Consider the following 25,930-nt stretch of genomic DNA (forward strand, 5'->3'; position numbering starts at 1 on the left):
GCCGGCTGAATCAGATGCATGGAAGAATTTTACCTTGAATCACAGCAATCTTGCGCTATCGCAAGAAAAACTTTCTGCGTTCGAGATCAAAGTCGCAACGATTCTGTCGCGTGGGTAAAACACCCGGCCGAAAATCCGCCGGGTCAAGGGTCAAGGCTCGGGGGTCAGTGGTGCAGCGCCGCCTTGCCCAGGTCCCAGATCGGCAGGAAGATGCCGAGCGCCAGGATCAGCACCATCACGCCCAGGAAGGTGATCAGGATCGGTTCGATCTGGCTGGACAGGGTCTTCAGCTCGTAGTCCACCTCGCGCTCGTACATCATCGCGATCTCGTCCATCAGGTCGTCGATCGAGCCGGATTCCTCGCCCACCGCGATCATCTGCAGCACCATCGGCGTGAACACGCCGGTATTGGTGGCGGTGCGCAGGATGCTCTCGCCGCGCTCGACGCCGTCGCGCATGCCTTCGATGCGCGCGGCCAGCCAGGCATTGTCCGAGGTCTGCGCCACCACCGTCAGCGCCTGCACGATCGGCACGCCGCTCCTGATCGAGAGCGCGAAGCTGCGCGCGAAGCGCGCCATCGTGCCCTTGTGGATGATCTTGCCGGCGATCGGGATGCGCAACTTGACGCGGTCCCAGGCCAGGCGCCCGGACGGCGAACGCGCCCAGGCGCGAAAGCCCAGCACCAGGCCGAAGGCGCCCAACACGAAAGCGGGCCACCATTGCACGGTGAAGCGCGAGGCGGCGATCAGCAGGCGCGTCATCAGCGGCAGCTCGGCGTGGAAGCTGTTGAACACCTTTTCGAACTGCGGGATCACGAACATGTTCACGATGAACATGGCGATCACCATCGCCGTCACCACGAACATCGGGTAGCGCAGCGCGGTCTTCACGCGGTCGCGCATGTCGCGGTCGAATTCCATGTGGTCGAACAGGCGCAGGAACACTTCTTCCAGGCGCCCGGTCATCTCGCCCACCCGCACCATGGCCAGGTAGAAGGTGGTAAAACATTCCGGATGGCGGCGCATGGCGCTGGACAGCTCGCGGCCGGCGTCGAGCGATTCGCGCAAATCCTGGATCACGCGCGCCAGGCTCTTGCTGGTGGCGGATTCCTGCAGGCCGGCCAGGCCGCGCATGATCGGCACGCCGGACTTCAGCAGCGTGTAGAGCTGGCGGCTGAACAGCTGCACGTCGAGCGAGGTCACTTTCTTGGTCGTCAGGCGCTGCCACAGCGTGTCGCCGTCGGCGCCGTTGCCGGAACTGACGGTGCGCGTGGTGGGCGTGATCTCGAGCGGCGTGACGCCGGTGCCGAACAGCTGGTCGGCGATGGCGCCGCTGTCGGCGCCTTCCAGCACGCCCTGCATCAAGTCGCCGCGCGCGTTGCGGCCCCGGTAGGCGAAGAACGGCACCCTTACTCCTCGGTCTGGTTACTGATGCGCATCGCCTCGGCCACCGTGGTACGGCCCTGGATCGCCAGGCGCACGGCGCCGCGGCGCAGGGTCTCGCCGCGCATCTCGGCATACGCCGTCTTGAGGAAGTGCGACGGGTCCGGGTGGTTGATGGCCTCGTTGACGGCGCGCGTCATTTCCAGCAGCTCGTAGACGCCGGTGCGGCCGCGGTAGCCGGTGCCGTTGCAGTGCGAGCAGCCGCGCCCGTGGAAGAACGGCACGGTCTCGGCCCGGTCGCCCAGTTCGGCGCGCAGCCAGGCGCGTTCCGGCGCCGGCAGCTGGAACGGGCTGTTGCAGCTCTCGCAGATCACGCGCACCAGGCGCTGCGCCAGCACCGCCTGCAGCGAGCCTCCCACCATGTAGCGCGGCACGCCCATGTCCATCAGGCGCAGCGGCGTGGAGGCGGCGTCGTTGGTGTGCAGGGTCGACAGCACCAGGTGGCCGGTCATTGCGGCGCGCAGGCCGATCTGGGCGGTTTCCTGGTCGCGCATCTCGCCCACCAGCACGATGTCCGGGTCTTGCCGCAGCGCCGAGCGCAACACGCGCGCGAAGGACAGGTCGATCTTGTCGTTGACCTGCACCTGGTTGATGCCGGACAGGCGGTATTCGATCGGGTCTTCCACCGTGATCAGCTTCTTTTCCACCGAGTTCAGCTCGGCCAGCGCGCTGTACAGCGTGGTGGTCTTGCCGGAACCCGTGGGGCCGGTCACCAGCACCAGGCCGTTGGGACGCTGGACGATGGCGCGGAAGCGCTCCACCAGCGTGGGCGGCATGCCGATCGCGTCCAGGCGCAGCATGGTGCCGACCTGGTTCAACAGACGCATGACCACCGACTCGCCGTACTGGGTCGGCATGGTCGAGATACGCACGTCGATGCGCTGGTTGCGCACTTTTACCGCGAAGCGGCCGTCCTGCGGCAGGCGCTTTTCCGAGATGTCCAGGTCGGCCATCAATTTGAGGCGCAGCGCCAGCGGCGTGGCGATCTTGATGTCGGCCTCGGTCTGCAGGTGCAGCACGCCGTCGATGCGGAAGCGGATCTGCAGGCGCCCGTCCTGCGGCTCGATGTGGATGTCCGAGGCGCGCACCTGCGTGGCATCGTCGAACACCGATTGCAGCAGTTTCACCACCGGCGCTTCTTCCAGCCCGGAGTTGGCCGACAGCGCGCCGAAGTCGACCGAGGCGTCGCCCAGGTCCTGCTCCAGCTCGCGCGCCAGGCCGGTGATCTCGCCGGTGCGGCGGTAGATGCGGTCGATCGCCTGCAGCACCTCGGTCTCGTTGACGACCGCCAGTTCCACCGCCTTTTTCAGCAGGCGCGCGATCTCGTCGTAGGCGAACAGGTCGGTCGGATCGGACACGCCCACCAGCACGCTGTGGCCGCGGTCTTCCAGCACCAGCGCGCGAAAGCGCCGCGCCTGGGTTTCCGGCAGCAGCCGCACCACTTCCTGGTTGATGTTGTAGAACTTCAGGTTGATGGTCGGGATGCCGAGCTGGCGCGCCAGCGCGCCCGAGATCTGCTCCTCGGTGACGAAGCCGCTTTCCACGAACACCCGGCCGAGCTTGCGCCCGGTGCGCTTCTGGTCGGCCAGCGCCTGGTTCAACTGCTCTTCCGACAGCAGCTTCTGTTGCACCAGGATTTCCCCGAGCCGGACTTTTTCTGGCCTCGCCATGCTACCTCATCGATCAATGTGGACCCAGCGCGCATTCTAAGCCAAGAACAACATAAATTAACCCATGGAATTAATTTCCTGATCGAAACCGTATCCCGAACGCGACGTCAACCCGCAATCCGATACAACCTGATCAACATCAAACCGGGGTCAGAGCACAATTTTTGGCAATAACTTCCAAGCAATTTCCTGAATTCGGGGTCAGAGCACAATCGTTATCCATTCACATGAATACTTCCCGGTAAATCAGCAGCTTGCGGCAGGCTTCCCGAACACATTGTGCTCTGACCCCGAATCTGCTGACCCCAAATCCGCCCGACGCGCTGCAGCCCAGGATGTTGTGCCATGTGTACAGATCACTGTTTATTGCCACACGAGAATATTCAGCATGGGGCATCCTGCCGTTGCGCTCGGATACCATGGATGCACGGCGCATGAACGCCGCGCGTTCCGGAGCATCATGGTGCAGTTCTTACAACGTCGTTCCCTTCCCTCGATCCGCGCCAAGCTGGTCACGCTGGTGCTGGCCTGTGCCCTGCCGATCCTGGTCGGCTACCTGATCTTCGCCCACGACGCCGACCAGCGCGAGCGCATCCACGTGGCCGAGGATGCGGAAATGGCCGCGCGCGCGCTGGCGGCGGCGGTCGAGCGCGACCTGGCCAACGGCGAGATCGTCGCGCAGGCGCTGGCCAACGATTCTTCGCTGGGCCGCGGCGACCTGGCCGCCTTCCACGCGGCGGCGCGCCGCCTGCTGCGTCCCGAGCTGTCGATCTCCGGCTTCACCCTGAGCGGCCCAGACGGCCATGCAGTGCTGGACACGCGCCACCCGTACGGCGCGCCGCCGCCGGCCGGCGGCAACGAGGCCGACGTGCGCCAGGTGTTCGCGCGCGCCGAGGCGGTGGCGTCCGGCCTGCACCGCGGCGCCGCCAGCCAGCCCTGGGTGATCTCGATCGCGGTGCCGGTGTGGCGCGGCGGCAAGGTGGCATACGCGCTGTCGGTCGAGCTGCGCCCGCGCCGCCTGGCGGAGCTGCTCGCCGACCAGCACCTGCCCGCGCGCTGGAACGCGCAGGTGTTCGACGAGCGCGGCCTGCTGGTGGCGCGCACCGGCGACGCGACGCGCACGATCGGCATGCCGATGCGTCCCGAACTGGCGACGGCGCTGGCCAGGGCCGGCATCGGCATGGTCGCCGCCGACGCTGCCGGCGGCAGCCCGGTCGACCTGGCCTACGCGCGCACGATGGCCCACGGCTGGACCGTGGCGGTCGGCTTTCCGCGCCAGGCGGCGCGCGAACTGCTCGGCCCGGCGCCGGGCGCTGCGCTCGCCGTGATCGCAGCCATGCTGGCGATCAGCCTGGGGCTGGCGTGGCGCATCGGCGGGTCGATCGCGCGTTCGGTGCGCGCCCTGACCGCGCCGGCCGCCGCGCTGGGACGCGGCGAAGCGCTGGCGATCCCGCCGCTGGCGATCCGCGAAGCCGCCTCGGTGGCGCGCGCCCTGCGCAAGGTGGAGAGTGAACTGGAGCAGTACCGCGCCGGCCTGGAAGCGCGGGTTGCCGAGCGCACCGACGCGCTGCAGCGCTCCAGCATGATGCTGGCCACGGTGTACGCCACCGCGCCGGTCGGCCTGGCCTTCCTCGACCGCAGCCTGAAGATCGTGATGGTCAACGACTACCTGGCGACGGTGAACGGCCTGGCGGCCAGCGCCCACGTCGGCCGCACCCTGCCCGAGCTGCTGGGCGAGCGCGGCGTGGCCATCGAGCTCCCCTACCGCCGGGTGCTGGCCAGCGGCCGTCCTCTGGTCGACGTCGAGGACAGCGGCGAATCGCCGGCGGAACCGGGCCGGCTGCGCCACTGGATCTGCAGCTACTACCCGGTGTACGGGCCCGGGCGCGAACTGGTCGGCATCAACGCGGTGGTGCTCGACATCACCGAGCGCCGGCGCCAGGAACAGCGCGACCGCGACAACGAGGTGCTGTACCGCACCCTGTTCGAGGGCTCCGGCGACGCCCACATGCTGCTGGTGCACGACGCCGGCTTCGTCAGCGCCAACCAGGCCACGATCCGCCTGTTCGGCTGCCGCGACGCCGCCGAGTTCCTGACCATGTCGCCGGCGACCGCCTCGCCCGAATTCCAGCCCGACGGCCGCCGCTCGGACCAACTGGCGCAGGAACACATGCAGCGCGCGCTGCGCGAAGGCATGGCGCGCTTCGAATGGATCCACCGCCGCCGCGACGGCAGCGTGTTCCATGCCGACGTCCTGCTGAACCGGGTCGACATCGACGGCAGCGGCATGCTGCAGGCCACGGTGCGCGACATCAGCGCGCGTGTCGCCACCCAGGCCGCGCTGAGCGCCGCCGGCGCCCGCCTGGAACACAACGAGCGCATGATCCGCGCCATCACCGACCACCTGCCGGCCCTGGTCGGCTACTGGGACGACCAGCTGCGCTGCCAGTTCGCCAACCGCCCCTACCTCGACTGGCTCGGGCGCAGCGCCGGCCAGGTGATCGGGCGCACCGTGCACGAACTGCTGGACGCCGAGCAGATCGCCCAGGTCGAGCCGTTCGCGCGCGCCGTGTTCGCGGGCACGCCGCAATTCTTCGAGCGCCGCCTGCGGCGCGCCGGCTCGGGCGAGGTGATGCAGGCCTGGGGCAGCTACATCCCCGACTTCGACGCCACCGGCAAGGTGCGCGGTTTCTATACGCTGCACGCCGACATCACGGAACTCAAGCGCACCCAGTCGCGCCTGGAAGACGCGCTGCATGCGGCCGAGGCGGCCAGCAGCGCCAAGAGCGCGTTCCTGGCCAACATCAGCCACGAGATCCGCACGCCGATGAACGCCATCATCGGCCTGGCGCGCCTGCTCGAGGAAGCCGACCTGGGCCGGCGCGAGCACGGCTACGTCGAGCGCATGCAGATGGCGGCGCACACGCTGCTGTCGATGCTCAACGACGTGCTCGACTACTCGAAGGTCGAAGCCGGCCGGCTGGTGCTGGAACGGACCGGGTTCGCGCTCGACGACGTCCTGTCCAGCATCGGCGTGCTGAACGCCACCAGCGCCTGGAACAAGGGCATCGAACCGGTGTTCGCGGTGCAGCCGGGGGTGCCGGCGCGCCGGTGCGGCGATCCGATGCGGCTGCAGCAGGTGCTGCTCAACCTGGTCAGCAACGCGATCAAGTTCACCGAGCGCGGCGAGGTCGTGCTCGAGATCGCGCTGGCCGGCCCGGAGGACGAGCCGGTCCCGGCCGATACCCCGCAGGAGAGCGCTGCGCAGGAGAGCGCCGCGCAGGACGGCGCCGCGCAAGAGAGCGTGCGGCTGGCGTTCACGGTGCGCGACACCGGCATCGGCATCGCGCCCGGGCAGCAGCAGCGCATGTTCGAGGCGTTCTCGCAGGCCGACAGCTCGACCAGCCGCAAGTACGGCGGCACCGGCCTGGGCCTGGCGATCAGCCGGCGCCTGGTCGACCTGCTGGGCGGCGTCCTGGAAGTCGACAGCGCCGCCGGCCGCGGCGCGCGGTTCCGCTTCAGCGCGCGCTTCGGCGTCGCCGCCGGGCATGCCGAGGGCGCCGGCTGCGCCCCTGGCGGCGCGCCGCTGGCCGGCCTGCGCATCCTGGTGGCGGACGACAACGGCGCCGGCCGCGCCGCGCTGGCCGACCTGCTGTCCGGCTGGGGCGCCGCGGTCGACGGCGCCGCCGGCGGCGCGGCCGCGCTGGCGCTGCTGCGCGCCGGGCCTGCCTACGACATGGCCTTCATCGACGGCGCCATGCCGGACCTGGACGGCGCCGCCGTGCTCGCCGCCGCGCGTGCCGACGGCATCGCGCTGCCGCGCTGCGCCCTGCTGGCCGCCGATCCGGAACGCGAGCGCCTGGCCGCGCTGGCCCCGGGCCTGGGCGCCGGTGCGGTGCTGGCCAAGCCGTTCACGCCGCGCGCGCTGTGCGAAGCGGTCGCCGAACTGCGCGGCAGCGCGGCGCCGGCGCCGCGGCGGCGCCCGGCGCCCTTGCGCGGCGGCCTGGCGGGACTGCGCGTGCTGGTGGTCGAGGACAACCTGATGAACCAGGAAGTGGCGAAATACGTGCTCACCCACGCCGGCGCCGGGGTGGAATTTGCCGGCAACGGCCGCCTGGCGCTCGACCTGCTGGCCGCTCCCGGCGCCGGCGCGCGCTACGATGCGGTACTGATGGACCTGCAGATGCCGGTGATGGACGGCTTCGAAGCCACCGCGGCGATCCGCGCCCTGGGCCTGGACGCGCTGCCGATCATCGCCATGACCGCCAATGCCATGGAAGAAGACCGCCGCCGCGCGCTGGCGGCCGGCATGAACGACTACCTGGCGAAGCCGATCGACGTCGACGACCTGGTGGCGACGCTGGCGCGCAGTGCCGGCCGGCAGGCACCCGCATCGGTCGGCGCATCCGGCACGCCGGCGCCTGCCATGGCGCTGGCGCCGGCGCCGCCGGCCCTCGCCCTGGCAGCCACCGACCCGGCGCACATCGACCTGCCGGGCATCGACCTGCACGCGGCCCTGCCCCGCTTCGGCGGCAGCTTCGCCGATTTCGCCGCCGTGTTCGCGCGCTTCCCGGCGGCGCACGCCGACGTGCCGGAGCAGATCCGCGCCTGCCTGGCGCGCGGCGACCGCGACGGCGCCGGCCACGCCGCGCACCGCCTGCGCGGCGTGGCCGCCAACCTCGGCGCGCTCGACGTGGCGCGCCACGCGCTCGCCGTCGAACAGGCGCTGCACGGCGCACAAACGGCCGTGGCGCCCGCCCTGGCGCAGCTGGAACAGGCGCTGGCGACGGCAGCCGCCACGGCGCGGGCGATGCCGCAGCAGCGGCCGTCCGGGCCGGGGGGCGCCGTACCGGCCGGGACGGCGCCGACATCGACATCGATGCCGGCATGCACCCTGCATGAAGAGTTGGCGCATCTTCTTGATCTGCTACAAAATAACAATATGAAAGCCCTGGCGCACTTCGATGCTCTCCATCCCGCACTGGCTCGCGTGGCCCCTGCGCGCACGCCGCCGCTTGCCGAGGCGGTGGCCGCGCTGCGCTTCGAGGCGGCCGGCGCGCTGGTACGCGCTATTCTGGACACCGAGGAGAATGCATGAGCTGGAGCGACATGGCCGTCAACGGTCGCATCCTGGTGGTCGACGACGCGATGGAAAACGTGCAGATCCTGCACCGCGCGCTGCAGGACGAGCATGAAGTGCTGTTCGCCCTCGATGGCCGGCGCGCGCTGGAACTGGCGCGCACCCAGCTGCCCGACCTGATCCTGCTCGATGCGGTCATGCCGGAGATGGATGGCTATGCCGTGCTCAAGGAACTGCGCGCGGCGCCCGAGACCGCCGATATCGCGGTCATCTTCGTCACCGCGCTGACCTCGCCCGAGGACGAGACGCGCGCCCTGGAAGCCGGCGCCGCCGACTTCATCAGCAAGCCGGTGAACGCCGCCGTGGTGCGGGCGCGGGTGCGCACCCAGCTGACCGTCAAGCGCCAGCGCGACGCCCTGCGCGCCCTGATCCTGACCGATTCCCTGACCGGCGCCGCCAACCGGCGCGCCTTCGACGAGCGCCTGCATGCCGAATGGCGCCGCTGCGGGCGCGCCGGCCTGCCGGTGGCGCTGATGCTGGTCGACGTCGACCACTTCAAGCTGTACAACGACCGCTACGGCCACCCCGCCGGCGACGCCACGCTGGTCAAGGTGGCGGGCGCCATGCGCCACGCCGCGGCGCGCAGCCAGGACCTGGTGGCGCGCTACGGCGGCGAAGAGTTCGCGATCCTGCTGCCGCAGCTGGATGGCCGCGGCGCTGTCGGCGTGGCGCGCCGCCTGATGGCGGAACTGGAGCGGCTGGCGATCGCGCACGCCGCCTCGCCCACCGCGGCGCGCCTGACGGCCAGCATGGGCATCGCCTGCATGGTGCCGGACGAACACAGCCGGCCGGCCGACCTGGTGCAGGTGGCGGATGCGCTGCTGTACCAGGCCAAGGCGGGCGGACGCAACCGCTGGTGCGCGAATACCGCCGCCGATCCCTGCGGCGGCTCCACCCCAGACCCTGCCTGAGCCGCCGCCGGCAATAAAAAAAGCGGGCCGCGGCCCGCTTCCTTTGGCAGCGCGCGGCTCAGCGCACGCGGCGGCGGCCGATCGCGAACACGCCGAACATGCCGGCCATCAGCAATGCGATCGACGACGGTTCCGGCACTTCCGCCGTCGTGCCCGGCACGTCCGCCAGCGGCGTATCGAGGCCGGCGCCGGCGCCTGCACCGACGCCCGCGTCGGCGGCTGCACCGCTGCCGGCGGCGACATCCGAACCGGAACCCGAGCCTGCGGCAGTGCCGGAACCGGCGCCGGCGCCCGCATCGGTGGCGGCGCCCGTACCGGCGCCCACGCCCGCACTCACGCCCACGCCTGCACTCACGCCCGCGCCCACACCTGCGCCCGAACCCGCACCGACGGCGGCGACCGCGTTCGCGCTCTGGCCGAGCGACACGGTACGCTGGTCGTCCCAGCCCACCACGGCCACGCCGTTGCCCGACATCGCCGCCAGCTGCGCGCTGCTGGCCGAGGTCAGCATCTCGCCGTCCAGGCCCTTGACCAGGGTGTAGGAAGCGCCCGACGACAGGTTGGCGCTAACCTTGGCGGCGAACGCCTGCGCCGCGCTGTCGTTACCGTAGGCCACGCCGCCGATCAGCGACGAGTTGCCCAGCACGCCCGAGCTGGCAACGTCGTTGCCGTTGCTGTCCTTCCAGGACGCGATGAACGTGGAATCGCTGGACGGCAGCGTATCTGCCTGGGCGGCGCATGCACTTCCGAAAAGGACTGCAGCGGCGATGAGGTAACGAGTTGACATGTGGGCTCCTGGCTCGGCCAATAAAGTTATTGTTGATATAAGTATTTTAACAAAAACATGTTGTTAAAACAATTGCTGAGTGAATCCTAGCATTGGTAAAAAAAACACAACGCACGATTGAAACGCCCATGAAAAAAGCGGCGTTTCTTTCGAAACCCCGCTTCCAGGCCAACCGGCCGGCACGGACGGCCCGTCCATGCCGGCGATCGACGACAATCTCAATTCTCGCCCTGTTTCACCATCGACAAATACGGCATCGTGCGCGATGCCATGCGCGTATCGGCTTTCAGCATGCCGGCCTCGTCGGCCAGGATGTGCGCGGCTTCCTGCAGGTACACGTCCTTGGCGTTCTTGGCCGCCTTTTCGGCCGCCAGTTCCGCCGACAGGCTGCGCTCGTCGCCCTGCAAACCGTCGTCGGTGCGCGGCACGCCCTTGAGCGCGACGGCGGACTTGCCCGGCTTGCTCGGCTTGGTGGCATCCGGCACCTTGCCGCGCGGCTCCTTGGCGCCCGGGCCGGCCGCCGCATCGTCCTTCGGCGCCTGGCCGTCGCTGGCCAGGCGCGCCTCGCGCGCCTTGGCCTTGGCTTCCTGCTTGTCGCGTTCCTTGCGGCGCACGGTCTCGTTCAGGGAGATCACATTGTCCTTGCGCAGCTTGAGCGCTTCGGCGATGTCGTCCTCGATGTCCTGGAAATCCTTGTCGCTGCCGACGCGCGCATCGTGGCGTTTTTGCAGCGGCGCCACCAGTTCCTTCAGGTCGCCGGACGGCAGGTACACCGCCGGCTTGATCTGGACCCAGGGCAAGGCATTGTCGTACGACGATTCGCCGAAGTTCTCGGCATCGGCCGTCACCGGCAGCTTGATGTCGGGCGTCACGCCGCGCAGCTGGGTGGTGCCGCCGTTGATGCGGAAGAACTGGGCGATCGTCATCTTGAGTTCGCCGTACTTCATCTTGTCGCTCTGCGAGAATTTATCCAGGTTGACCAGGGTCTGCACCGTGCCCTTGCCGAAGCTCGGCTCGCCGATCACGATACCGCGGCCGTAGTCCTGGATCGCCGCCGCGAAGATCTCGGAGGCCGACGCGGAACCGCGATTGATCATCACGCCCATCGGACCGTCCCAGGCCAGGCCCGGATTGGTGTCGCTCTCGACCTCGACGCGGCCTTCGGCGGTGCGCTGCTGCACCACCGGCCCCTTGTCGATGAACAGGCCGGTCAGTTCGACCGCCTCGATCAGCGAACCGCCGCCGTTGTTGCGCAGGTCGATCAGCACGTTGTCGACCTTCTCTTTCTTGAGCTCGCCCAGGATGCGCTGCACGTCGCGGGTGGCGCTCTTGAAATCCTTGTCGCCCTTGCGGCGCGCCTCGAAGTCCTGGTAGAAGGTCGGCAGCGAGATGATGCCGATGCGGCGCTTCACGCCATTGTCCTTGACCTCGATGATCTGCTTCTTGGCCGACTGCTCTTCCATGGTGATCTTCTTGCGCACCACCGCCACGGTGGCGTGCTTGCCGTCCTGGCCGGCATCGGCCGGCAGCACGTCCAGGCGCACGGTCGAATCGCGCTCGCCGCGGATCAATTGCACCACGTCGTCGATGCGCCAGCCCATCACGTCGGTGAACGGGCCGTTGCCCTGGGCCACGCCGACGATGCGGTCGCCGACCTTCAGCTTGCCGGACTTGTCGGCCGGACCGCCGGGCACCACTTCGCGGATCACGGTGTAGTCGTCGCGCGACTGCAGCACGGCGCCGATGCCGTCCAGCGACAGGCGCATGGCGATGTCGAAGTTTTCCGCCGAGCGCGGGCCGAGGTAATTGGTGTGCGGCTCGATCGCGGTGGCGTAGGCGTTCATGAACATCTGGAACACGTCTTCGTTGTTCAACTTCTTGAGACGGTTCAGGTAGCCTTCGTAGCGCTTGTCGAGGGTGTCGCGGATCGACTTGTCGTCCTTGCCGGCCAGCTTCAGGCGCAGCCAGTCGTTCTTGACGCGCTTCCTCCACAAGTCGCGCGCCTCGTCCTCGTTCTTGGCCCAGGGCGCCTTTTCACGGTCGATCTGCAGCGTTTCGTCGCTGGTGAAGTCGAACTTGCCCTTGAGCAGCTGGCGCGCGTAGGTCATACGGTCGGCGAAGCGCTGCTGGTAGACGCCGTAGATCTGGAACGGGAACGCCAGGTCTTCGTTGTTGATGGCATCGTCCAGCTTCAGGCGCATCGGTGCGAACCCGTCCAGGTCGGCCTGGGTGAAATACAGTTTCTCGCTGTCGAGCGACTTGAAATAGGCGTCGTAGATCTTGGCCGACATGGCATCGTCGAGCGGCGTCGCCTTGTAGTGATAGCGGGCGAACACGCGCGATGCCCACAGGGCTGCCTGGGTCTGGGCGACGGATGCCTTGAGCTGGGTGGCAGGCTGGGCGGCCGTGGCCGCGGCCGCCGCTTTCTCGGGCTGGGCCGTGACCACGTGGGCGGACATGGCGCACGCCAGCGCGACCATCAACATCTGCTTCTTCATTCTTCGATTCTCCGGGCGGAATGGTCTTGGGATCAAAAATCTGCTGCGTGCGGCCTCGTCGACATGCGGCGTACCCTGCAACGGCACATCCGTCCAACATTGCTGCTGCTCACGAAATTTCAAGGCCCATGTTGCTGGGCCCATGGTGCGGCGGCCCAGTGCAGAAACTCGGCGCGGGACGCGCCGGCGGCGGTCCTGCGGAGGGACGAGGCCGTTGCACCGGCCTGCCGGCATCTGCGACCGATTCTACAGGATCGCACGGCAACGCAGAGCCGGCACGCGCACTGCTTTACCCGACTTTACGGTGCCCACGCAAGCACGCTTCAGGCTTTTACAAATTGAAACAGCTGCGGGTACTGCGCATACAAGACCGGCGCCGCCGCCAGCAGCACCAGGTAGGGCCAGCTGCGCAGCGCCAGCCGCCAGTCGACCGAGGATGGCCAGAACGACAGGAATTGCGGCGCCAGCAACACCGTCAGCGCCAGGTCGGCGGCGCCGAAGGTCCACGGCGCGCGGGTACGCCACCAGGCCACCGCGAACGGCACCAGCAGCACCAGCAACGGCGCCAGCGCGGCCGGCGCCGCGTTGTACCAGCGCAGGTTGGCGAAAGTCACCGATCCCAGCTCCCATACCTTGCCGCGGCGGCGCGGCACCAGGCTGAAGCCGACCGGATCGGCATTCGTCAGCAGGCCGGCCGCGAAATGCGCCAGCTCGTGGCACAGGGTGCCGGCGATGCCGAACACGTACAGGAACGGGTACTGCCGGCAGAACAGGCGCAGCAGGAATGCCAGCGCGGCGGAAGGCAGCAGGTACAGCAGCATGCCGGCCAGGCGGCACGGCAGGGCCGGCGCCGCCGCCTCGCAGCCATGGAAGGAAAACAGCGACGGCAACACGATCGGAAGCTTCGGCGGCCCCGCTCAGCCCATGTAGAAGCAGCGGCCGCAGGCCTGGCGGTAGCTCTCGTTGCCGCCGATGCTGACCTGCTCGCCTTCGCGCATGCGCCGCCCCTGCGGATCGAGGCGGATGTTCATGGTCGCCTTCTTGCCGCAGCTGCAGATGTTCTTGATTTCCTCGATGTCGTCGGCCAGCGCCAGCAGGTAGGCCGAGCCGGGAAACGGATCGCCGCGGAAATCGCTGCGCAAGCCGTAGCAGATGACCGGCACGCCGCGCACCTGGGCCAGCTGGTGCAGCTGCACCACCTGCTGCTTGCTGAGGAACTGGGCCTCGTCGACCAGCACGCAGGCGACGGCCGGCACGCCGGCCAGGAAGTCGGTGTCGCGGTCGAACACGTCGACTTCGCGATGCGGGCCGAGACGCGAGGTGATCTGGCCGACGCCGTAGCGGTCGTCGATGGCGGCGGTGTACAGCTTGACCGGCTGGCCCTGCTCTTCGTAGTTGTGCGCCACCTGCAGCAGCGAGGTGGATTTGCCGGCGTTCATCGCCGAATAACGGAAGTAGAGTTTTGCCACGGCCTGCCCTGCTGTAAATTGCAAAATTATAGCAAGGGCGGGACCGGCGGCGCCAGCCATCGGCATCGTCCCGGCGGGCGCCGGGCCGGGCCGGCGCACGACGCGGGCGCTCGTGCCGCCCGCATCGCGCGTGCCGCCGCATCAGGCGCGGCGGCGGCGGCCCATCAGGCCGACGAAGCCGAGGCCTGCCAGCAGCATGCCGTAGGTCGCCGGCTCCGGCACGGCCAGCACCACGTCGTTGGCAGTCGCCCAGTACACGCCGCCGTCGGTGCTCAGGCTGACGCTGGACAGCGCCGCGTCGGAAACGAAGCCCAGGAAGGACGACTGGGTAGTGCCGTTCAGGCTGTAGGTCAGCGAGGTGCCGTCGGTTGCGGTCAACACCACGTTACCGCCCGGCGCGTACTGGCCGGCCAGGTCGGAGGTGAAGAAATTGCCGCCGAAGGCGCTGGCGCCGCCGCTGAAGTTGGAGAACACGATCGGATCGGTCTGGGTGTTGTTCGACAGCCAGTAGTTGCCGGCCGCGCCCGCGCCCCACAAACCGCCCGGCGAGTATGCCTGGTAGGTGTAGCTGCCGGCGGTGCGGTCCAGCGTGTCGCCGTACGGGTCGACCGTCAGGTCGTCGAAGCTGTCGACGCCCGGCGCCGACACGGCGGCCAGGAAGTCGGCCTGGCTGGTATAGACCGTGATGGCTGCCTGCGAGCTGGCGGCGGCGCACAGCAGGGCTGCCAGGCAGAGGGGTTTCAGGAAACGGGCGCGCAAGGGAAGGGATTGGATCACGATACACTCCTGTGGTTGATCGATTAGGCCCGGAGGCTGAGTCGAGTAGATACCAGGCGCATCAACGTTGCAATCGTGCTAACGGCTTTTTTAGGACACCTTGCGCTGCATATAATGTGTGCGGCATTGCTGAGATTGACTTGTCGCCGTCGATGTGGCATGCGCTAAATAAAGGTATCGGCAGCAACGACCGGCGCCGCACGCGCCGGTCGTCGGCACCTGCCCTGGCGCACCGTCATTCGCCCGGATGGTAACGCCGCTCCAGCGCCTTCTCGATGTCTTCCTTGTAGAACAGCACGTCCTTGAACTCGCCGCGGCTGTACAGTTCGGCTTGATCGGCGAAGTGCGGCGAGGCCGGGTCGCCGCTCTCCCCGCCCGCCAGGATGCTCTTGGCGCGCACCCGCGGACCGAATTCGACCGCCGCCACGAAGCTGTTGCCGCGGTCGCCGTAGATACGCTTGGTGGTCTGCTTGGCCACCATGCCGAACGAGGCCAGCGATCCCCAGTTGGCCGAGGTGAAGGCCACCGGATAGCTCGGCTTGCCGTCGTCGTAATGCTGGTCGACGTCGCCGCTGATGCGCTGGAAGCGGTTGATCTCGCCCCACGGCGTCTGCCAGCTGCCGAAGTCGGCTTCCAGCTTGGCGGATGCGCGCGCCAGCGCGTCCAGCCGTTCCCGGGAAGTCAGGCCGGTCTGGATGAAGTCGACCACCGGCACGCCCTGTTCGCGCGCGCGTGCGGCGGACGCCTTGACCATCTCCTGCCCCCAGTACACCGCCAGCGAGGTCGGCACCGACACCGTCGAAAAGCGCAAATCCCAGCCGCGCAGCGCCGCCGCCTGCGCGGCCAGGCGCGCCTTGAGCGGATCGCCGGCCGGCAGCGCGTCCCAATCCCTGAGCACGGCCGGCACCAGCGGCTCGAATGCGGTGAGATAGCTGTCGTAGGCGCGCGCGATCAGGTTGTCGAGGGTGACGCCGCGCGCATCGTGCAGCACGCGCTCGGCGTGGATGCCGCGCGCGTTCTGCGGCAGCGACCACATGTAGGCAGGATAGCGGGCGCAGTCCGGGCTGCTGGCGCCGAAGCCGGTGCACGGCCAGTTGTTGGTGTTCGAGATATAGCCGCTCTGCGGGTTGAACACCGTGATGGTTTCCTTCACCGCGTGCAGGCCTTTCCACTCGGTGGCGGGATTGCTGCCGTCGACCGGTTTGGTCCAGTCGAAGCGGACGTCGCGGCGCGGGACGAAGTTGCCGTGGAAGTAGGCGATGTTGCCGTCGCCATCGGCATACACGGTATTGTTCGACGAGTTGGTACGCAGCTGCATCACCTTCACGAATTCGGCGTAGTTGCGCGCCTTGGTGCGCGCGTACGACTGCATCAGCGCGTGCACCGGGTCGTCCATCATCTTCACCGCCACCCACTTGCCGCCCTCCGCGCGGACCACCGGACCGTGGTGCGAGAAGTACGCGGTGACGGTGCGGGTGGCCATGCCGTCCGCGGTCTTGTACGGCAGCGCGATCGGCACCGCCCTCAGCGCGCGCTCCTGCTTGCCGTACCGGTAATAGAACTTGCCGCCGCGTTCGCTCACGGTCTCCAGGTATTCGTCGATGACGTCGCCGCCGCCCGAGGTATGCATCCAGCCGAGGCGATCGTTGAAGCCCTGGTAGATGAAGAACTGGCCCCAGGTGACCGCGCCGTAGGCGTTCAGGCCCTGTTCGCTGGCCATGTGGATCTCAGGGCGGAAATAGAACGAGGTGTGCGGATTGATCATCAGCAGCGCGCGCCCGTCGGCGGACAACTTCGGCGCGATGGCGAAGCCGTTCGAGCCTTTCGGCTCGGCGTCGAAGCCCTTGTCGCCGTCCGCCAGCGCGGCCAGGCGCGGCGCGCGCGCATCGAACGGTGCTGCCGCTGCCGACGCGGACGCGGCCTGGCGCGGCTTGCCGTAGAAGTCTTCCAGCCGCTTCAGCTCGATCGATTCGATGTCGCCGCCGATGCTGCCTTCGCTGAAGCTGAGCGCCATCCACGGTTCGAAGCGCGCGATCAGCTTCGGCCTCACTTGCGGATGGGTGACCAGGTAATGGTTCAGGCCATCGGCGAAGGCATCCATCAGCTTCTTCAGCCACGCCGGGCTGGCGGCGTACTTCGCCTTCATGGCGGCCGGATCGATGTACAGCTTCATGCGCAGGTCGCGCCAGATTTCCTTTTCACCCTCGACCTCGGCCAGCCGCCCCATCGCGTTGATGTAATTCAGCTCGACCCGGTTGAAGTCGTCCTCGGCCTGGGCATACACCATGCCGAATACGGCGTCGGCGTCGGTCTTGCCGAACACGTGGGGGATGCCCCACTTGTCGCGCAGGATGGTCACGCGCTGCGCACCGGCGCGCATGCGCGCCAGTTCGGCCGGCGTGAACGGCTGTGCGGCGCGCGCCGTGGCGCTCTGCGCCGGCAGCGTTTCCGCACGCGCGGCGGCGGGCGCCGCGTGGACGCAGGGCAGCATGGCCAGCAGGGCGCCGCCGAGGGCGGCCGCGACGGCAAGACGGGGCATCGGGTTCAAGAGTTCTCCTGTCGTGATGGGTGGGTCCGGGTGCGGCCCCTCAGGCGGCGCCGAGGTTGGCCAGCTTCTGTTTCAGCACGTCGTTTTCGGTCATCATGGTGGCCAGGCGGTCCTTCAGTTCGGCGACCTGGGCGCGCAGCAGCCTGACCTGCTCCTCGGCGGTCTCCGGCGTGATGTCCTTCTTCGGACGCGCGCTGCCCTTCTGCTCGCGCACCTGGCGCGCCGCCTGCTGCAATTCCTTGCGACCGCCGGCGACGGCCGCCTGCTGCGCTTCCGCCGGCAGCGAGGCCACGTTGGCGGCGGCGCTCACCGAGATGGTCCCGCTGCGCACCGCATCCACCAGCTCGGGCGCGGCGGTCTTGCGGATGCGCTCGATCTGGCTGAGGGTATTCGCCGACACGCGCGCCGCCTTGGCGACGTCTTCGCGCGTGTTCCAGGGCGGATCGGCCGGGTCGGCGCCCTGCTCGTCGGGCGCGGCGGCGGCCTTATCGTCCGGTGCGGCGCCCTGCCCGGCGGCACGCTGGGCCGCGCGCGCCGCCACGATCTCCTTCTTGCGCAGCGCCAGCATGCCGCGCTGGAAGTCGGACACGCTGCGGCGCGCCAGGTTATTGTCGATCACCCACAGCATCACGTCTTCCAGCGCCGCGAAGTTGTTGTTGTGGACGGTGCGGAAAGGAATGCCGTGCTTCTTGCAGATGTCGTAGCGGTTGTGGCCGTCGATCAGCACGTCGCGCCACAGCACCAGCGCGTCGCGGCAGCCTTCGGCCTGCAGGCTGCGTTCCAGCGCCGCGTATTCCACGGGCGTGAGCGGATCGATGAATGAGCGGAGTTCTTCGTTGATGATGATGTTCAATGTCGTTCCTGGCAAATGGTCACCTTGCATGCTACACCATGCGCCGGGGCGACCAAAAGGGCCTTGCCCGCTTGTGTGTTGCCGATCCGTCATTGCCGGAATGGCCAGGACCGGCCCCGTTCCGCCCCGGCTGTGCTAGAATCTCGCCCGCTGCCCGGATGGTGAAACTGGTAGACACCCGGGACTTAAAATCCCGTGCCAGCAATGGCGTGCCGGTTCGATCCCGGCTCCGGGCACCACTGTTCCTGCGGGTTTCCCGATCCGCACCGTGCCGGACGCATGCGCCGGATTCGCGTAAGATGGGCCCTTCCCCTTTCGCGCGGAGACCGACCGATGCCGACCCCTGAAGAGCACCGCACCGTCGACCTGGACGCCGTCGCCATGGCGCATCGCGCATGGCGTGCAGCCACGGTGGCGCACCAAATGTACCTGCGCGACATCGAACAAGGCTTCAAGACGCCCGGCCCCGAGTTCGACGCGCTCTGCCGCGACCTCAGGGCCACGCATCACTTCTACCGCGAATCGTGCCGCTCCTTCGTCCAGCCCGAATGATCCGGCCCGGATGACCCGGCACGATGCGCGGGATGCATCCTTTGCGCGAAAGCGCTAGAGTGCCGGTCACACCTTCCTTGGGAGACATGGCATGAGCACCTCGACCACCATCGCCGTCAACGGCCGCGTGTACGACATGGGCAGCGAAGAACGCGCCCGCGAAGCCGCCGAGTGGCTGTACGACCACCCCGGCGAAGCGCCCCAGTTCGAAGACCATTTCAGCGACGCCAAGGCGATGACCACCCCATTAGGCGGCGGCCTGCGCGCCGATTGAGGCCGCAGCGGTCTTCCCACGCAATCCGGTGCCAGTGCGCCGCCGGACGCGGTTGCGCGCGCCCGGGTCGAGACGTCCTACTATTCCAGTGTGCAACGCGTCTCAAAAACATGTCATTGAGAAACTAAATTTGATGATTTAGCCATTTAGTGACATTTCGTGAGATTTATTGATGAGTTATTGCGTATATTACGCCGCACACGCAAAACATCTCCACCATTTGCTAGTTGCACGAAAGATACGGAACAACCACCAATGAATACTGATGAACTATTGCTCGCATCGCATGTCCGCACCCTGGCCGTCGAACTGCGCAGCTCTGCCAGGGCGACGTTTTACGCAGACATTTTTGACGTATTTGACGATGTGGAGCGCAAGAGCCGCCTGAGCGCCTGGGACCGGGACCATCCGATCGAAGGCTTCATCGATATCGCCCTGACCGAAATCCAGCAGGTGGCCAGCTACATCGATACCGTCTCCCGCGCTTATCCGATGGCGACCGCCTAAGAACCTATCCCAGTAGGGAACCGGTCGTTGCTGACGCGCCTGGCAAGCGGGGGCAGCGTTACTCGTCCTTGCATGGCTCGCCATGCGGCGTCCTCGCGCCTTGCCCGCGCTCGCCATGCATCGCCTACGCGCATGTCGTCATCAACTTCCCTCTCCCTACTGGGATAGGTTCTAAGGAGACGAGGCGGTCTGCATCGGCCAGGCCGCCGGCGGCCGGCTCAACCCGTATTCAACGACCAGGAGTCCGCCTGCGCCGCCTGCGCTTCGCACACCCGGTTGCGGCCGCCGCGCTTGGCGGCATACAAGGCCGCATCCGTCCGCTCCAGCAGGGCGGCCAGCGTTTCCTGCGGCGCCAGGCAGGCCACGCCCACGCTCACCGTGTAGCGCAGCGGGTCCTGCCCCTCGTCCGCCAGCACCGCCTGCTCCAGCACCGCGCGCAAGTGCTCCGCCATCGCGCCGGCGCCGCTCGCTCCGGTGTCCGGCAGCAGCACCGCGAATTCCTCGCCGCCCAGGCGTGCGCACACGGCCCGGCCGCGCAGCACCGCTTCGGTACGCATGACGATGTCCGCCAGCACGCGGTCGCCGGCGGCATGGCCGCGCGTATCGTTGATCGACTTGAAATGGTCGACGTCGAACACCAGCACCGACAAGGCGCCGCCGCGGCGCTCGACGCGTTCGCGCTCGCGCTCGGCGATGCCGAAGAAGGCGCGGCGCGACCAGGCGCCGGTCAGGTGGTCGTGCTCGGCCGCGTAGGTGGTGCGCCGGATGATGTCGGCGTTCGCCATCATCACCGCGCCCAGCGTCAGCGCCGGCATCGCCAGGGTGCCGAGGGTGATGCAGGCCATGTTCAGCAGCGACGCGTCGAAGATGCCGGCGTCGGGATCGTAGCGGACCAGGTAGGCGGCGGCGCGGGCGGCATGGATGCACACCATCGTCACCGCCACCCAGAACGCGAAGCGGCGCGGATAGACGGTCTCGTCGCGCCGCTCCATGCGGTGCAGCGTGTGCGCCAGGGCCAGGAACACGATGCCGTGCGCGCTCGATGCCAGCGCGATGCGCACCGGCAGGACGTCGACGACACGGTAGAGCAGCGACAGCAGGCCGATCGTCGCGGCGAGGCCACAGGCGAGCGCGCGCGCCGGCACCGGCAGCCCGAGGTGGCGCCGGAAGCCGGCGTAGACCATCATGGACGCACCGAGCAGCAGCGCGTTGGCCAGTTCGAGCGACAGCACGTCCGGGATCACGCCGCGGCCGATGAACAATGGCAGCGCCACCACCGCCATGCCGTTGGCCAGCGACCATTCGCGCACGCCGGCGGCGCCGGCATGCGACAGCGAGCGCAGCACCATCAACATGATGGCGGCCAGCGCGCCGTTGAGAACGAAGAGGCTGAGAACGCTCAAATCCGGACCAGAATAGGGAAAACGTCACGCCGGCGGCATGCGACCGGCCGGCGAAAGAATCGATGCAAGCGTCGTAATGTTCTTGCGATATGGAAATACCCTCGCAGTATAGCAATAAATGCGACAAGCCTACCGGTGCCGGCCCCTCGCCTCCCCCGGCGCGACCGCAGTGCGACGGCGCTGCGCCGTCCTCGCCCGGCCGCGCCGGATGGCGCGCGCGGCCCGGCCGCCACCCGGTCCGCCGGCGGTCCTCAGCGCGCTTGCGGATCTCCCTGCGCCGCCGGGGCCGCTTCCGGCGCCGCTTCGGGCGGATTCGGCGCGCTCTCCGATGACGTTGCGGGCGCCGGCGCCGGCGCCGGCCGCCTCACCTTGCGGACAGTGCCCGAATAGGTCAGCTGGAACGCCTTCGACGTCGCCGGCGCAAAGGGGCCGGCGCTGCGCACCGCCTTTTCGGCGGCGGCGGCGAAGGCGGGATCGCCGATGGCTTCCTCGCGCTTCACGTCGGCGACCTTGCCCTCGCCATCCAGGCGCACCTGGAAGCGCACCTTGACCGGCCCGGTCCTGGCGTCCGGCCCCGGCTTGTAGTCGATGCGCCTGCCGATATCGTCCAGCTGCGCCTGCGTCAGCGGCCGGGCCTGGGCCGCTGGCCGGCGTTCGGCCACCGGCCCGGCGCCGGCGGACGCCGGTCCCGCCGCGCCGGGCACCTGCCCGCGCCGCAGGCGTTCGATCGCCTGGCCGCCATCCGCGGAACCCAGGCGCGACGCGTCCTGCGCTTCCTCGCGCCGCAGGCGTTCGACGACCCGGCCCGCCTCGCTCGGCGCAGGCCGGTAGGCGGCCGAACCGCCATCGCCGCTGCCGCCGAACAAGCGCAGGGAACCGACCAGCCCCATCACGCACGCCCAGGCGACCCATGCATTGCCCCAGCGGGTGCGCGGCGCCGGGGCGGGCGCGCTGGCCGGCATGTCGTCCAGGCTGAACGGCCTGCCGTGGCGCTGCCGATAGCGCTCGCGCCAAGCGGCGATGCCGGCCGCCGGCGCGATCAGGGGCAGCCAGTGCGGAAAGCGCTGCATCATCTGCTCGAGCCCGCCCATGCCCTCGGCGAGGCGCTGGTCCGACGGCGGGTCCGGCTGGCGCAGCAAGGCCAGCACGTTGCGCTGCCCGGTACGCTGCTGGACGTCCTGGGCGAAGAAACTCGCGCGTTCCTCGAGCGCCAGGTCGAGCACCTGCCCGGCCTGGCCGAGGCGGCCGAGGGCGCGCCGGTCGCTGTCCCAGCCGAATACCTGGGCGCAGGCGGGAAACAGGAATTCGTGGCCGCTGCGCCAGCCGTCGGCCAGCAGGTGCGCCAGGTGGACTTCGAAGCTCAGGCGCGTCTCGAAGTTCAGCAGGCGCTCGTCGGCCAGCGCCGCGCGCAGGGCATCGGTCCACGGCTGTTCGCGCGGCTCCAGGCGCCGCTGCTCCAGGCCCGGCAGGCCGGCGCAAAAGGCATGGAACAGCGCGCGCCCGACGTCCCACGGCGCCTGCCGGTCGGGAACCGGCGGCGCGGATGCGGCCGCGACGCCGGCCTGCGCCGCGGGGGCCATGGCGGCGTCCGCCACGGCATCGGGTTCGCCGGCCGGTACGGGCGCCGTCATGACCTGCGCCGGGGGCGGCGCGTCCTGCGCGGCCGGCGCAGCCGCTTCCGGCGCCGCAGCCGCTTCCGGCGCCGCCCCGCTGCCGGCGGCGTCGCCCGCGGACTCGGCCTCGGCCTGCGCCCGCCGCCGGGCATCCCATGCGGCCCAGGACAAGGCGGTCTCGTAGCATTCGCGCAGGTCCTGGAAGGCGTCCGGATCGCGCTGCTGGTCCACCAGCTTGAGTTCGCGCGCGTAGGCGCGCCGGATCGCGCGCGCGTCGGCCATTTCGTCCAGGCCCAGGCGTTCGAGGAAAGGATGGCCGGTTTCCATCGGCATCAATCGTCCGGCAGCAGGTGGCTGTGGCGCTCGACGTGCTCGATCAGCGCGCGGAACTCGGCGGCGGCCGGCGTCACGATGCGCGCATCCTGGGATTCGAGTGCCTGCTCGAAGCGCACGATGGCGTGCGCCATCTGCTCGCGCGACTGGCCGCGCAACTGCTGGTACAGGCGCTCGCCGCGCGCCAGCAGGGTGCGGTTGTCGAGGCGCTCGCGCGGGTGGATCTTGAGGTCGGCCAGGGCGGCGAAGCGCTCGGCGATCTCCTGCTCGGTCAGCAGGCCGGGGTTGCCCTCGACCAGCAGCGTGCTGGTTTCACCCGTGCGCACCAGCGTCGCCTCGACCTGCAGCAAGCCGTTGACGTCATAGGTGAAGCGCACGTCGACGCTGTTGTCCACGCCGGCGCCGGGCGGCAGCGCCACGTGCAGCCTGCCCAGCTCGATGTTGTCCTTCACCATGCGCGCCTCGCCCTGGTAGACGTGGATGTCGACCTCGCGCTGCGCTTCGCTGGTCGGCGAATAGCGCTTGACGCGGCTTACCGGGATCACGGTGTTGCGCTCGATGATCGGGTCGAAGTGGCCGCTCGAGATGGTGTTGCGGTCCAGCTGGCGGGCGATGCCGACGCCCAGCGAATACGGCGCCACGTCGGTCATCACCACCTCGTCGAGGGCGGCGTCGCGGCTCTTCAGTCCGGCCTGCACCGCCGCGCCCAGCGCCACCACTTCGTCCGGGTTCAGTTCGCACGCCGGGAAGCGGCCGAACATGCGCGTCACCATCCGGCGCACCACCGGCATGCGGGTGGCGCCGCCGGCCAGCACGATGTTGTCGAGGTCCGCCAGCGGCATGCCGGCGTCGCGCAGCGCGCGCTCGACCGGGTCGCGCAGGCGCGCCAGCAGCGCACTGCAATGCTTCTCGAGCGCGGCCTCGTCCAGTTCCATGCGGTATTCGGTGGCGCCGTCGACGATGCGCACCGTCGCGTTCGGCGCGTCGCTGAGCGTGCGCTTGGCCCGCTCGACCTGGGCGCCCAGGCGTCCCATGAAGCGCGCATCGTTGCGGTAGTGCGGCGGCACCTTGGCTTCCTCGAAGAAGCGCTCGACCAGGCAGGCGACGAAGTCCTCGCCGCCCAGGTTGTTGTCGCCGCTGGAGGCGCGCACTTCCATCACGTTCTCGAACAGGTCGAGCACGGACACGTCGAAGGTGCCGCCGCCCAGGTCGAACACCAGGAAGCGGGTCTCGCTGCCGCGCAGGTGCATGCCGTAGGCCAGCGCCGCCGCGGTCGGCTCGTTGAGCAGGCGCTCCACCTTCAGCCCGGCCAGCTGGCCGGCGGCGCGCGTGGCCTTTCTCTGGGCGTCGGAAAAATAGGCCGGCACCGTGATCACCGCTTCCAGCACCGGCACCCCGAGCGCGGCCTCGGCGTCTTCCTTCAGCGCGCGCAGGATCAGCGCCGACAATTCCTCGGGCCGGAACGCGCGCTTGCCCAGGCGGGTCGTCCTGTCGCTGCCCATGTGGCGCTTGAAGGCGGCCACGCTGCGGTCCGGATGGGTCTGCAGGCGCTCGCGCGCGGCGCGCCCGACCAGGATGGTGCCGTCCTCGTCCACGCTGACGCAGGACGGCGTCAGGACGTCGCCGAGACTGTTCGGGATCAGGCGCGCCGCGCCGTTTTCCCATACCGAAACCAGGCTGTTGGTCGTGCCGAGGTCGATCCCTACGATCATTGGCGCATCCTTTATTGTTTGGATTACATTGGCAAAAACGTCATGATGGCTGAATGCTATCACTTACTGCCGTGCTTGCCCAAAAGCGTCCATCCAGGCGCGCACGCGATGGAATGTGGCCTTTTCGCCAATGCGGTACCATCGGGCCATGTGTGGACGATTCGACCAAAGCCAGACCGCGCGTTTTTACGCCAACATCTTCGGGTGGACCGACGCCGTTTTCGACAGCGAATCGGCGCCGACCACCAATGCCGCGCCCGGCACCTACCGGCCGGTGCTGCACGTGCAGGACGGACAACGGCGCGTGGACGACGTGTTCTGGAGCTACCGCGCCAAGTGGGCCGACGGTAAGGTGCCGATCTGCATCAACGCGCGCCTGGAAAAGCTGCCCAACCGCTACTGGGCGCGCCTGCTGAAGAACGGGCGCGGCATCGTGCCGGCCGAGGGCTGGTACGAATGGACCGGGGAAAAGGGGCACAAGCAACCCTGGCACATCCACCGCAAGGACCGCGCGCCGCTGTTCCTGGTGGCGCTGGCCAACTTCGGCGCCTTCGAGGAAAACCGCGCCGAGGCCGGTTTCGTGCTGGTGACCGACGACGCGTCCGGCGGCATGCTCGACATCCACGACCGCCGTCCGGTGGTGCTGGATGCCGAGGATGCGAAGCTGTGGCTCGACCCGGGATTGGCGCCGCAGCAGGCGGTCGAACTGCTGCGCCATGCGGCGCTGCCGAGCGAGGCGTTCGAGTGGCACAAGGTCGGCACGGCGGTCAACCGCGCCGGCGCGGACGGGCCGCAGATCGCGTTGCCGCTGGAAGAACAGGAATAAGCTGCGCCTGCAGGCCGGTTGGCGCATTGCCCGGCGCCATGATCCCTGTGACTCGTGACTGCACCTCCTTTCCTTCCAGATCAAACCCTGTCGGCATAAGCCATTTCGCATCATCTGCTCGGCAACCCGTTATGAGCTATGTCTAGTTCTGCATCGCAACCAAGCGCAACGATCACGGTCTATAGCTTGGTACTGCATGATCGAAGCGTTGCGGACAAGAGGATTGCGCGATGGGTGACTATCTGAGAATTCAAGAAATGCTGAAGGAAGGCGAGTCCTATGCCGGGCTCATCCTGGGCAAGAACGGCGAGCCCGACTACCACCTGGTGCTGCTGGCCGACACGGTGTCGGACATCAGCTGGCCGGCCGCGCGCGAGTGGGCGCTCGAACAGGACGGCGAGCTGCCGACCCGGCGCGAGCTGGCGCTGCTGTTCGCCAACCAGCGCGAGGGATTCGACCGCGTCTGGTACTGGTCGAGCGAGCAGCACGACACGCGGCCGCAGCTGGTCTGGGGGCAGAATTTCGCCAGCGGTATCCAGACCGTGTACGGCCGCCCCTTCCGCGGCCATGCACGGGCGGTGCGGCGCGTGGACGGCGGCTGAGCCCGTTGCGGGC

The 25,930-nt window shown here is 68.6% G+C and carries 19 protein-coding genes and 1 tRNA gene; 8 read left to right on the forward strand and 12 right to left on the reverse strand.

Annotated elements, in window-relative coordinates; all coding sequences use genetic code 11:
* Positions 1-164 precede the first annotated feature (164 nt).
* Complete coding sequence (locus HH212_RS23715) at positions 165-1,406, reverse strand: type II secretion system F family protein (RefSeq protein WP_170204738.1); 1,242 nt, start codon at positions 1,404-1,406, stop codon at positions 165-167.
* A 2-nt stretch (positions 1,407-1,408) separates the two neighbouring features.
* A complete protein-coding gene (locus HH212_RS23720) occupies positions 1,409-3,112 on the reverse strand; it encodes a GspE/PulE family protein (RefSeq protein ID WP_170204739.1) in 1,704 nt (567 codons plus the stop codon).
* A 460-nt stretch (positions 3,113-3,572) separates the two neighbouring features.
* Between HH212_RS23720 and HH212_RS23725 the strand changes: the two genes are divergently transcribed.
* Both HH212_RS23725 and HH212_RS23730 read left to right on the forward strand, forming a co-directional pair.
* Complete coding sequence (locus HH212_RS23725) at positions 3,573-8,210, forward strand: response regulator (protein WP_229217433.1); 4,638 nt, start codon at positions 3,573-3,575, stop codon at positions 8,208-8,210.
* Complete coding sequence (locus HH212_RS23730) at positions 8,207-9,163, forward strand: diguanylate cyclase domain-containing protein (RefSeq protein ID WP_170204740.1); 957 nt, start codon at positions 8,207-8,209, stop codon at positions 9,161-9,163. Before HH212_RS23725 ends, HH212_RS23730 begins: the two co-directional genes overlap by 4 nt.
* Positions 9,164-9,221: 58 nt before the next feature.
* Here the strand turns inward: HH212_RS23730 and HH212_RS23735 are convergent, their stop codons facing one another.
* From HH212_RS23735 to HH212_RS23765, 7 genes are all read right to left on the reverse strand, one after another.
* Positions 9,222-9,950, reverse strand: a complete 729-nt coding sequence (locus tag HH212_RS23735) for a PEP-CTERM sorting domain-containing protein (RefSeq protein WP_170204741.1) — start codon at positions 9,948-9,950, stop codon at positions 9,222-9,224.
* Between the two features lie 218 nt (positions 9,951-10,168).
* Positions 10,169-12,448 (reverse strand): carboxy terminal-processing peptidase, encoded by a 2,280-nt coding sequence (locus HH212_RS23740; RefSeq protein WP_170204742.1) that lies wholly within the window; start codon positions 12,446-12,448, stop codon positions 10,169-10,171.
* Positions 12,449-12,771: 323 nt separating this feature from the next.
* The gene (locus HH212_RS23745; RefSeq protein ID WP_308633224.1) at positions 12,772-13,341 is read right to left on the reverse strand and encodes a hypothetical protein; all 570 of its coding nucleotides are present in this window, start codon (positions 13,339-13,341) and stop codon (positions 12,772-12,774) included.
* A gap of 24 nt (positions 13,342-13,365) precedes the next feature.
* Complete coding sequence (locus HH212_RS23750; protein WP_170204743.1) at positions 13,366-13,917, reverse strand: thymidine kinase; 552 nt, start codon at positions 13,915-13,917, stop codon at positions 13,366-13,368.
* A 141-nt stretch (positions 13,918-14,058) separates the two neighbouring features.
* Entirely contained in the window at positions 14,059-14,694 is a 636-nt protein-coding gene (locus HH212_RS23755; protein WP_229217434.1) for a PEP-CTERM sorting domain-containing protein, read from the reverse strand.
* 235 nt (positions 14,695-14,929) lie between these two features.
* Positions 14,930-17,233: a penicillin acylase family protein gene (locus HH212_RS23760; RefSeq protein WP_229217770.1), complete on the reverse strand. Its 2,304-nt coding sequence runs from the start codon at positions 17,231-17,233 to the stop codon at positions 14,930-14,932.
* A gap of 49 nt (positions 17,234-17,282) precedes the next feature.
* Positions 17,283-18,095 carry a ParB N-terminal domain-containing protein gene (locus tag HH212_RS23765; protein ID WP_170204744.1) on the reverse strand — a complete coding sequence of 271 codons (813 nt, stop codon included), beginning with the start codon at positions 18,093-18,095 and terminating at the stop codon, positions 17,283-17,285.
* A gap of 152 nt (positions 18,096-18,247) precedes the next feature.
* Here HH212_RS23765 and HH212_RS23770 point away from each other — a divergent pair.
* The 4 genes from HH212_RS23770 to HH212_RS23785 all read left to right on the forward strand — a co-directional run bounded on the left by HH212_RS23770 (position 18,248) and on the right by HH212_RS23785 (position 19,428).
* A tRNA-Leu gene (locus HH212_RS23770) sits at positions 18,248-18,334 on the forward strand.
* Positions 18,335-18,428: 94 nt separating this feature from the next.
* Positions 18,429-18,647 carry a hypothetical protein gene (locus HH212_RS23775; protein ID WP_170204745.1) on the forward strand — a complete coding sequence of 73 codons (219 nt, stop codon included), beginning with the start codon at positions 18,429-18,431 and terminating at the stop codon, positions 18,645-18,647.
* 91 nt (positions 18,648-18,738) lie between these two features.
* A complete protein-coding gene (locus tag HH212_RS23780; RefSeq protein WP_170204746.1) occupies positions 18,739-18,921 on the forward strand; it encodes a hypothetical protein in 183 nt (60 codons plus the stop codon).
* A 255-nt stretch (positions 18,922-19,176) separates the two neighbouring features.
* Positions 19,177-19,428 carry a hypothetical protein gene (locus tag HH212_RS23785; protein WP_170204747.1) on the forward strand — a complete coding sequence of 84 codons (252 nt, stop codon included), beginning with the start codon at positions 19,177-19,179 and terminating at the stop codon, positions 19,426-19,428.
* A gap of 218 nt (positions 19,429-19,646) precedes the next feature.
* Here HH212_RS23785 and HH212_RS23790 read toward each other — a convergent pair whose 3' ends face one another.
* The 3 genes from HH212_RS23790 to HH212_RS23800 all read right to left on the reverse strand — a co-directional run bounded on the left by HH212_RS23790 (position 19,647) and on the right by HH212_RS23800 (position 24,489).
* Positions 19,647-20,831 (reverse strand): GGDEF domain-containing protein, encoded by a 1,185-nt coding sequence (locus tag HH212_RS23790; protein ID WP_170204748.1) that lies wholly within the window; start codon positions 20,829-20,831, stop codon positions 19,647-19,649.
* 251 nt (positions 20,832-21,082) lie between these two features.
* A complete protein-coding gene (locus HH212_RS23795) occupies positions 21,083-22,777 on the reverse strand; it encodes a hypothetical protein (RefSeq protein ID WP_170204749.1) in 1,695 nt (564 codons plus the stop codon).
* Positions 22,777-24,489 (reverse strand): Hsp70 family protein, encoded by a 1,713-nt coding sequence (locus tag HH212_RS23800; RefSeq protein WP_170204750.1) that lies wholly within the window; start codon positions 24,487-24,489, stop codon positions 22,777-22,779. Before HH212_RS23800 ends, HH212_RS23795 begins: the two co-directional genes overlap by 1 nt.
* 148 nt (positions 24,490-24,637) lie before the next feature.
* Here HH212_RS23800 and HH212_RS23805 point away from each other — a divergent pair, with 148 nt between their 5' ends.
* Positions 24,638-25,315 carry an SOS response-associated peptidase gene (locus HH212_RS23805; RefSeq protein WP_170204751.1) on the forward strand — a complete coding sequence of 226 codons (678 nt, stop codon included), beginning with the start codon at positions 24,638-24,640 and terminating at the stop codon, positions 25,313-25,315.
* A 230-nt stretch (positions 25,316-25,545) separates the two neighbouring features.
* Complete coding sequence (locus HH212_RS23810; protein WP_170204752.1) at positions 25,546-25,917, forward strand: Lcl C-terminal domain-containing protein; 372 nt, start codon at positions 25,546-25,548, stop codon at positions 25,915-25,917.
* The last annotated feature ends 13 nt before the right edge of the window (positions 25,918-25,930 follow it).

It is taken from the genome of Massilia forsythiae, assembly GCF_012849555.1.
GTDB classification, from domain to species: domain Bacteria; phylum Pseudomonadota; class Gammaproteobacteria; order Burkholderiales; family Burkholderiaceae_D; genus Telluria; species Telluria forsythiae.